This is a genomic window from Parasphingorhabdus sp., from assembly GCF_041748495.1.
Taxonomy (GTDB): domain Bacteria; phylum Pseudomonadota; class Alphaproteobacteria; order Sphingomonadales; family Sphingomonadaceae; genus Parasphingorhabdus.
Genome location: NZ_JBGTDD010000043.1, coordinates 1 through 7,342, shown reverse-complemented (window position 1 = coordinate 7,342; position 7,342 = coordinate 1). Strand labels below are relative to the sequence as shown.

Here is a 7,342-nt window from a genome sequence, read left to right as displayed (position 1 = left end):
CATCAAATTCCGCGATTGGCCGCTGCACAGTCGCTGATCCGTCGAAAAAATAGGTCTCGTTTCTCCCGAGCACATAGCCCGCTTGGGCATAAGTCTCGAGCGCAAATCTTTCCACGATCTGATCCGGCCCGGTGCCGCCCGTCACAAAAATGGCAGTGCCGGAATTTCCTCCCGAGCCGGCGTCAAGCCGTTGCTCGAGATGCAAAGCGACGGGAAGGCTTCGAACCGGGCGGATGCGGGTTCCGAAAGCGAATTCCTGCTCACTCCACGGATCCAGCGCAGCCGAAAGACGGCCATAAAGTGATATGTCCGGGAACGGCATGTCCGGCAGGTGGTAGGACAGGATCGCTCCGGTCTGGCTGCCACCATATTGGCCGTTTGATTGGGAACGCTTGCCCGTTCCCGGACCGATTTGTCCAGCGAAGGAACCCTGGCGGGCATAGATCCAAAAATAGCCGCCCCACTTCCCGCTATGGCGCAACGCAGGCGGACTCGGGAAACGTGGTATCTCCCTTGCTCGAGTTCCTGATGGAGCTTTCGGTCGAGCGAACGAGGCCTGCAGGAAAAAGCCGCGCACATCTTCGGATTCTTGCCAGAGTGCACGCGAAGCAGCGGCCAATTTCAAAGCCGATCGCGCCGTCATCGGCAGAGCAGTCCCGCCACCTCCAGCATTATATGCCGTTAGAATTCCGTGCTCTTCGCCGTCACTGGAGGCGCCTTCCTTCGGGCGCGCCAAAGGCAGCGCGACCAATTCTCGTCCGTTTCTGCCTCCATCATGACGCCCCGTGACCTGGGCGACGGGAGGGATGGGAAGCCATGCCATATCTGTCGGTCCATGCCATGAAATGACCCGAAGCCCGATCCAGATCAGCGCCAGACTTGCCATTGCCCTTAGCGGCGCACCGGCGGCAGGCCCGGGCAAGCGATCAGCCCTTTTCGTTCGCAGAATATTGCGGCCTGAGCTGCTTGATATTCTGCGCGTCGGGGTAAAAATGGCTGGTTTTTTCCCAACGGACGGGATAACCGGCAAGCTGGGCTACATACTGGCTGAGCGCTCGCCAGACCGCCATGATGTTGATCAGATTGGCCACGATCGTCCGGGGAATCGACAAGATCGCTTCCTGCCACCCATAAAGTGCAAAGACGAAATAGCATTTCATCATCAGCCGCCACGACAGGAAACAGGCGTTCAGTAACAGTAAAATCTCGAGTGATGGGGACAGGGGTTGCAAACGGTAGGCCCCGATCAATTCTGCGAATAGCAATAGACCCATCAGAATGACTGCAATATAGGCAATAGCGAGAACGATGGCGGCAAGGCTGGCCTTGCGATCCCGCAAACGCATCCAATTCTCCCGCCAGCTTTTCTTCCAGCCCAGTCGGTCCCATCCCGACAAGGATATGCCCGCCATCCACCGTGCTTTCTGGCGAATGGCATCCTCCAGTTTGTCAGGGAAAAACTCCTGGGTTGCGACCAGCTGTCCGTGGCGGTCGCGCAGTCGCGCGAAAATACCGCGCGCCTCGCCCCCGGTCAGATTGAGTCCCAGCTCATAATCCTCGGTCATGCTATTGGCATCGAAAGGCTTGCCGCGCGTTTGGACGGCCAGTGTCTGCAAGGCATCGCGAGCGAAAGCACAGCCCACACCGGCAGAGGGAATGGAGGCACCAAGCGCTTCTCGCAGTACCATTTGCTTGCCATGCAATTCGGCGAATTCATCACCATAATGACCCGCAACCCAGCGCGACTCCTTGGCGCGACGCGGAATGACAGGGAGCTGGACCAGGGCGGCCCTGCCGATCAGATGTCCGAACAGCGTCAGCGCACCGGGGTGCACGATATCCTCTGCATCGTGCAGGATGACCGCAGCAAAATTGGCCTGTTCCTCGATCTCGTCCCGACACAGCGCGCTCCAGAGATGATTCAGACAATCCGCCTTGGTCGTCGGTCCGTCTCGCTGACATATGACAATCCGCACCTTGTCACTGCCGGTCGATGCCGCTGCGACTGCGGCCACGGTTTCGGAATCGTTCGGGTAGCAGCCCACGTAAATCCGATAATCGCTGTTGGTCCATTGCTGCAAACAGCGCCGCAGCATCGCGCCAATGACTGCCGCCTCTTTCCAGGCGGGAACGAAGATTGCCATCCGGCAAACCGCGGCCGGAGGGTTAAGGCTTTCCACGGTGGCGCGTTTGAAGCGGGTGTAAACAAACAGCTGACGCTTCAGGCTGTGAAAAATCCACAACCCGTCGAATAGCAGATCGTCGAGTGCGCCAATCAGAAAAGCCAGGCAAGCGAAGAGCAGCAATTCCTTTTGCAGCAAGTCAAGAAACAGCAAAAACCGATCGATCTGCATGATCAAACTCCAGGGGCTCGCAGAAACGGGGCTTCTGCAAAAAATAATGGTGCCGAAATTATAAGTGGTTCGAGATTTGAACGGTTACGGACGGGCGGGAGCTATCCGGATTCGATCGGGCGACCGGGCTTCAAGGCTGCATGTTCACGGGAACCAATCGCCAGCGCCAGCAGCATCGGATATGCCCAAAAAACAGCGCCGGTGCCAAATGCCCACGGGGGGATGTCCGGTGCGACCATCATTGCGGTATGAACGGTCACGGCGAGCAAATGAAAAGCGGTCGCCCACATCGGCCAGAAGCGATCGGATTTTATTGCCAAATAGATCAATGCAACAAGAGCGATGATGTCGATAGCAAATATGCCCTCTTCGACGGTTGACCAGGAAGTTCCGAATGATTTGGCTACTGCCAATGTTGATAACGACCCGACTATCATAACCGCCGCCCCAAAATATTCCGATCGAGCGCCCCGCAAAATTGCATATCCACAACATACAATGAGAAACGCGTAGTAGAGATAGGCCCAGACTGTATTGAAGATCATAGAGCTATGGCTCGTTCAAAGGTTGCCCTATTTGTATCGGAGCCATCTCCCGCCGCAAGCATCTAGGCGGCATGACCAACCATTTCGAAAACATTCTCATCTTGCTCTCGAGCAAGTGCTGGTGGTTTCAAGCCCGTGCTTCCCAGAGCCATCGCTCTCAACCCAATTTGATCGCGCGTTTCTGCCAGTCGTCGGTGCGTGGCCACCAGATGTCGCCTGGCTCCGACCAGCGCGGACAAGCTTTCGGCCGCCTTGGATAGGGCGTCCTGTCCAACCACCGCCGACAGCCTGGCATCTGTGCGCGCAATGGGCATATAGCCCGTTAATTCAGCCATTTTGCTGATAGCTTCGTCGACCGCCAGCTCCGCTGCAAACAGTCTTCTCGCAAGCTTCTCGGCGGCATCTTGTCGCTGTTTTAACATCATCACTCCTTTATCAAGCTTTGCCATTCCCCTTACCTGCAATGTCAAATTCGGCAGACCTATCCGTTGTTCGGAACAGGAAGGCTTATCCTTTGAGCCGGGACAGAGCTTCCAGTCCCGCTATGAGTCCGCCGAAGGACAATGCAGCCCCGATTGCGATGGCCACTATCCATCCCAACCGTTCGACCGTCGCGAGCCTATTTTTCTCACCACGATAGCGGGGGACGGGAAGCGTTCGGTGCCTGTTCCCGGATTGCTCCCGAGACAGGACGGCACCGCCGCCATCCGCATATTCAACATTGTCTATCGTGCCGGCGCTCTCGCTTCTTGTCCTACCGGCGAACGGGTTCAGCTTCCCGTTTTTCCGTTCTGGTTCAACAGCCGGCAATTGATATATCAAAGAATGATAGCTGTTGTCTCGGTCGAGCGCGCCGAATATCCGCGCTGCTTCGAAGCGGGACTGGACTTGGAGAATGCGCATTGCGGTCCGCAATCTTTGATCCACGGTGTGCGGTGAGATACCCAGTTCCCGGGCAATTTCCTTGGAATTGAGATGCGCCAGCACTAGCCGCAAACACTCGCGCTGCCCCTCGTTGAGCCTTTCGATTGCCGGGATGGTCATGTCGCGCAAGATCCGCCGAATCGGGATCTCAGCGATTTTGAGACACGAAAGATCGCAGCAGACCTGCGCCGATAAGCTGGCGAAAATTGCGGGAATCGCGCGCCCTGCGCCATATCTGCCCCCTGTCTGCCCTGTTTTGACCGACCGATACGAACCCTCTCCTTATCAGAAATCCGCCGTTTGGTGAAATATTTCGTTTTTTCATGCTTTGCATCACCAACCCGGGCCGCAAGCCAGATTGCTGCAATGGCCTCTGGACTTGCGATCAAGTTCAGGCCATCAACCTCAAAAAAGGAGAGAGCATGAGCGCAACCCAGGCAGAGCCCCTGACAAATACCGGACTGGCATATCGATCCGGCGGGTATCGGAACTATGTAATCATTTCCCTGATGCTTCTCTACACGCTGAACTTCATCGATCGCATATTGATTGGTGTCGTCGCGCAACCCATTATCGAAGAGTTCCGGTTGCAGGATTGGCAATTCGGTCTGTTGTCCGGCTTTGGCTTTGCCCTGATGTATACGGTCATGGGCATCCCCATTGCCCGGCTTGCCGAGCGCATGAACCGCGTCAGGATCATCGCCGCCAGCGTGATATTGTGGTCTCTGATGACCGCATTGTGCGGAATTGCCGGCAGTTTCATCGCCCTGCTCGTCTTCCGGATCGGCGTCGGCATTGGCGAAGCAGGTCTGACGCCCGCAGCCAATTCGATAATCTCGGATTATTTCCCGCCGCGCAGTCGCGCCCGGGCGATAGCAATCTATACCATGGGCATCACGCTGGGCGGCGTGCTGGCCAACGCCTTCGGCGGCCCGATCGCGCAGGCCTTTTCCTGGCGCGAGGCGTTTCTGGTTCTGGGTATCCCCGGGATAGCTTTCGGACTGATTTTCCTCTTCACCGTTGAGGAGCCTCCCCGCGGTTATGCCGATCCCCCGACCGCAACCAAACCGCGAAAAATGGGTATCGGCGAGACGATAAGGGAATTATCGGCCAAGCGCAGTTCTGGATCAATATGATCGCGGCCGCTCTGGTAGCCTTTGTCGGCTATGGCATCAGCAATTTTCAGGTCGCCTTTTTCCAGCGTGTGCATCAACTATCCATCTCCGAAGTGACGCTGCAGATCGCCGTTCCGCTTGGCCTGGCTGCTTCCTTTGGCGCCTTTTTTACCGGTTATCTCACGGAGAAAATGAGCGGCCGCTATCCCAATGTGGTCGCCTGGCTGCCCGGCGTCATGCTGATCGCCTGCGTGCCTTTCTACTGGATCGGCTTCACCACCGACAATGTGCCCTTCGCGCTGATCGTGCTGCTGGTCGCGGCCGTCCTTCATTACGGATATCTTGGTGCCCAATATACGATCTGCCAGGGTGTAGCGAGTGCGCAGTCGCGGGCGACAGCGGTCGCGCTGTTCCTGTTCATCGTCAACCTGATCGGCTATGGCTGCGGTCCGCTCGTCATGGGTATCCTGAGCGACTTGCTGATGAATGCCCATCTGGCAAGCTCCCAGTTTGCCGCGGAGTTGACCGGTCCGATCTGCAAGGGCAAGTCGGAAGATCTGATCGCCACGCTCGGCGCGGCCCAGGCCGGGGTCTGCATGACCGCGAGCGGCGAAGGCCTGCGCTGGGCGATGATGTATATCGTCAGCATCTTCATCGTTGCTGGCGGCATGTATGTCTACATGGTCAAGACGCTGCAGCAAGACCTGGTTGCGAAGATGAACTGACCCCATGGCCCGTCCCGAACCCTGGCAGCTGATCGCCGAAAATTATCCTGTATCCGTGGTCATGCAGACCAGGTTTCAGGATATCGACCCGAACCGGCATCTCAACAATGTCGCCTTTGCGGCCCTGTTCGAAAATGCGCGGGTGCGGCTGAACCGCAACCTGCGACCCTGGGCCGACCGGCCAAGGAACGAGCGGAGCATGATCGCGGCGGTCACGATCAACTATCTGCGCGAAGGGCAATATCCCGATGATGTCGAGATTAGCTCCGGTGTCAGCAGGATCGGCAGATCCAGCTATGTCATAACCCAGGCGATGTTCCAGAATGGCCAGTGCATCGCAACTTGCGATTCAACCATCGTCTGCCGGACCGATGGCCAGGGCAAGCCGCTGCGACAGGAAGTGATTGAAGAGCTGGAGAAGATGCGGACGAACGGCAAACCCTGAAAATTTAGGTTCAATCGGTAAAATTGGCGGTCCGCTTCTGCATGAAGGCCATCACCGCCTCGACCTGATTGGGTGTGCGGCTGACCTGTTCCTGGCCGACCGATTCCATCATCAGGATTTCGTCTTCGTTCATGTCGGGCAACTTGTTGATCAATTGCTTGGCCATCTGCACCGCCTGCGGATGCTTGCTGGCAATCTCGGTGGCGATTTCCATCGCCCTGGCGTGCGGATCATCCGAAAGATGCGTGACAAAACCCAGTTCCTTGCCTTCCTCGCCGGTGAAGATCCGGTTGGTATAGGTCAGTTCGCGCAGGATATCGTCGCGGACAAAGCTGCGCCATGTGGTGAAGCTGCCCATGTCGGGGATCAGGCCCCAGCGCATTTCCATGATCGACATTTTGGCATCGGGAGCGACCACGCGGATATCGGCGGCACTGGCGAATTGCAGGCCACCACCGATGCACGGACCGTGGATCGCGGCGATAACCGGTGCTTTCAGTCGCCGCCACAGCAGTACGATATGCTGATATTTATTGGCATTGCCGAAGGTGCGCTCGGACAGCGTGCTGGCGAGCGGTGACTTGTCGCCGTCCTTGCTGGCTTCGGTTGCGGCTGCCGCCGATGCTGCGAAACTGCCCATGTCCAGCCCGGCACAAAAGGCCTTGCCCTCGCCGGAAAGGACAATCGCCCTTATGCCTTCCATCGCCGCCAGCTTTTCGCCTGCCTCGACGATGGCATCAATCTGCTGAGCATCCAGTGCGTTCATCTTGTCCGGCCGGTTGAAGCGGACATCGGCGATATGATCCTTGACGGCAATGGTGACGCGTTCTGACATTTTACATCCTTTGCTCTTCCCCTTTTCGCTTCGAGCGAAACCGAGAAGCTTGATAGTCCCAACCGGTCTCGACGGCGCTCGACACGAATGGAATTGAAGATTCGGTCTTATTTCTAGCTATGTTTAATCGCCCAGTTAACAAGGGGCAACTGGTCATTGCCAAAATACATTCTTTCGCCCTCACCAAAGGGCACAAAAATGCTCGGCGAACCGAAAGCCCCGCGCGTTATCGCCTCTTCGGTATTGGCGCGCAGCCGATCCTTGATAGGTTGCTCCTGCGTTTTTTCGGCCAGGGCGGCACCGTCCAGACCAACCTCATTGGCGATGGCGATCAGCACCTGAGGATCATCCAGATTGCGCTGTTCTCCATAATAAGCCTTGAACGCAGCGGTCGCGAAC

At 57.0% G+C, this 7,342-nt stretch carries 9 protein-coding genes and 1 pseudogene; 3 read left to right on the top strand and 7 right to left on the bottom strand.

The window, feature by feature from the left end:
* From ACEW8J_RS03485 to ACEW8J_RS03465, 5 genes and pseudogenes are all read right to left on the bottom strand, one after another.
* Window positions 1–823: pseudogene (locus tag ACEW8J_RS03485) on the bottom strand (hypothetical protein); the annotation flags it as partial.
* A 103-nt stretch (window positions 824–926) separates the two neighbouring features.
* A complete protein-coding gene (locus ACEW8J_RS03480) occupies window positions 927–2,354 on the bottom strand; it encodes a glycosyl transferase family protein (protein ID WP_373490245.1) in 1,428 nt (475 codons plus the stop codon).
* Window positions 2,355–2,455: 101 nt separating this feature from the next.
* Window positions 2,456–2,899, bottom strand: coding sequence for a hypothetical protein (locus ACEW8J_RS03475; protein WP_373490244.1), 444 nt, complete (start codon window positions 2,897–2,899; stop codon window positions 2,456–2,458).
* Window positions 2,900–2,961: 62 nt separating this feature from the next.
* Window positions 2,962–3,348, bottom strand: a complete 387-nt coding sequence (locus ACEW8J_RS03470) for a hypothetical protein (protein WP_373490243.1) — start codon at window positions 3,346–3,348, stop codon at window positions 2,962–2,964.
* Between the two features lie 58 nt (window positions 3,349–3,406).
* Window positions 3,407–3,943 (bottom strand): helix-turn-helix transcriptional regulator, encoded by a 537-nt coding sequence (locus ACEW8J_RS03465; RefSeq protein ID WP_373490242.1) that lies wholly within the window; start codon window positions 3,941–3,943, stop codon window positions 3,407–3,409.
* Between the two features lie 302 nt (window positions 3,944–4,245).
* Between ACEW8J_RS03465 and ACEW8J_RS03460 the strand changes: the two genes are divergently transcribed.
* The 3 genes from ACEW8J_RS03460 to ACEW8J_RS03450 are packed head-to-tail and all read left to right on the top strand — an operon-like array spanning window position 4,246 to window position 6,108.
* The gene (locus ACEW8J_RS03460) at window positions 4,246–4,959 is read left to right on the top strand and encodes an MFS transporter (protein WP_373490241.1); all 714 of its coding nucleotides are present in this window, start codon (window positions 4,246–4,248) and stop codon (window positions 4,957–4,959) included.
* Complete coding sequence (locus ACEW8J_RS03455) at window positions 4,956–5,663, top strand: hypothetical protein (RefSeq protein WP_373490240.1); 708 nt, start codon at window positions 4,956–4,958, stop codon at window positions 5,661–5,663. Before ACEW8J_RS03460 ends, ACEW8J_RS03455 begins: the two co-directional genes overlap by 4 nt.
* A gap of 4 nt (window positions 5,664–5,667) precedes the next feature.
* Window positions 5,668–6,108 (top strand): acyl-CoA thioesterase, encoded by a 441-nt coding sequence (locus ACEW8J_RS03450; protein WP_373490239.1) that lies wholly within the window; start codon window positions 5,668–5,670, stop codon window positions 6,106–6,108.
* A gap of 10 nt (window positions 6,109–6,118) precedes the next feature.
* Here ACEW8J_RS03450 and ACEW8J_RS03445 read toward each other — a convergent pair whose 3' ends face one another.
* Together ACEW8J_RS03445 and ACEW8J_RS03440 are read right to left on the bottom strand one after the other, a co-directional pair.
* Window positions 6,119–6,943 carry a crotonase/enoyl-CoA hydratase family protein gene (locus ACEW8J_RS03445; protein ID WP_373490238.1) on the bottom strand — a complete coding sequence of 275 codons (825 nt, stop codon included), beginning with the start codon at window positions 6,941–6,943 and terminating at the stop codon, window positions 6,119–6,121.
* 113 nt (window positions 6,944–7,056) lie between these two features.
* A partial coding sequence (locus ACEW8J_RS03440; RefSeq protein WP_373490237.1) for a DsbA family protein occupies window positions 7,057–7,342 on the bottom strand: 286 nt, incomplete at its 5' end.